Genomic DNA, 1,444 nt, shown 5'->3' on the forward strand with positions numbered 1-1,444 from the left:
CTCCATCGCACCTGTGCCCTTATGCCCAGGCTCGGTTCGGGGCTTTGGTCATTGCCATTGCGATCTTCTTGATGTTCTGCGCAGCGGCCGCCAGCAGGCATTGCCATTGGACTTTGATCAGGCCTCTAAAGCGGGCGTAGCGGTGGCCGTGAAGCTGTTTGGCATCGGCGAAAGAGCGCTCGACCGTCTCCTTTCGCCGCTTGTAGATAGCCTTGCCCCATGCCGTCTTGCGATGGGCATCAGTGCGCTCTCGGGCATCAGCCCAGACATGGCGGGTGATGGTCCGCTCGGCCTTGGCATTCGACGTGCACGACGCCAGAAGCGGGCAGTCGCGGCAGACGGTCGGGTCGGAACGGTAGTGCTTGTAGCCGGAGCGATCGGTGGTGGCATAGGTGAGCAGCTGACCGTTGGGGCAGCGATAGCCATCGGCTTCGGGCTCAAAGACGAATTTCGATTTGCGCATCATCCCGTCCCTGGGCGGGGTCGGGTTGCGATAGCCGGTGACGCCGAGGATTTGTCTCGCCTCCAGGCCCTTGGCGATGCCGGATGTGGCATAGCCCGCATCCAGCCCAACCGCACCGACATTGAACTTGAAGCGCTCGCGCTGACGGTCGAGACGCTCCAGGTAGACGATACTGTCATGCACATTGGCCGGCGTCACATGGGTATCTGTGATGATCGCATGGCGGCCATCGACGGTGCGATGATCGAGATAAAAGAAGCCCTTGGGCTTGCCGTCGCGCACCATGTAGCCCGCATCCGGATCGGTGCGGCTGACCTTGCTTTCCTTCACCTCAGGCTCGCGGGCCTTGTCCTTCAGCGGCTTCTGGCCGTGCGCCGCCCGCTCGGCCTCGATCGCCCTGTCGAGATCGGCCCAGTAGTCGGCCCGCGACTTGGCGAGCATCTCAAGATCATACTTGCCCTTGTTGGCATTCGCCTTCAGATGGGTCGAATCCGTGTAGAGCAGCGTGCCATCCACCAGGCCGTGGCGGATCGCCTGTTCCACGATGGCATCGAAGATATCTTGCGCCGCCGACGTGTCGTTGAAGCGGCGGCGGCGGTTCTGGGACAGCGTTGAGGCATCGAAGACCGGGTCGGTCAGCTTCATGCGCAGGAACCACCGATAGGCGACATTCACCTCGATCTCGCGCGCCAACTGACGCTCCGAGCGTATCCCGAACAGGTAGCCGAGGAATAGCGCTTTAAACATCAAGGTCGGGTCGAGCGGCGGACGGCCATTGTCGGCGCAGTAAAGGCCGGCAACGCGATCATGAATGAAGGAAAAGTCGATCACCGCATCGATCTTGCGAAGCAGGTGATCCTTCGGCACCAGACTGTCGAGCGTCACCATCTCAAGAGCCGTCTGTTCGGGAGCAGGTTTCTTCAACATGTCCCAGTGAATCATAAACCCCTGGATGTGACCAGGGGTTTGTCAGCAGTCTGA

At 60.9% G+C, this 1,444-nt stretch carries 1 protein-coding gene; it reads right to left on the bottom strand.

What is annotated here, in order from left to right; translation table 11 throughout:
* Positions 1-19: 19 nt before the first annotated feature.
* On the bottom strand, positions 20-1,390 hold the full coding sequence (locus tag J2045_RS23120) for an IS1182 family transposase (protein ID WP_307377768.1): 1,371 nt from the start codon (positions 1,388-1,390) through the stop codon (positions 20-22).
* Positions 1,391-1,444: the final 54 nt, after the last annotated feature.

The organism is Peteryoungia aggregata LMG 23059 (genome assembly GCF_030814435.1).
Taxonomy (GTDB): domain Bacteria; phylum Pseudomonadota; class Alphaproteobacteria; order Rhizobiales; family Rhizobiaceae; genus Allorhizobium; species Allorhizobium aggregatum.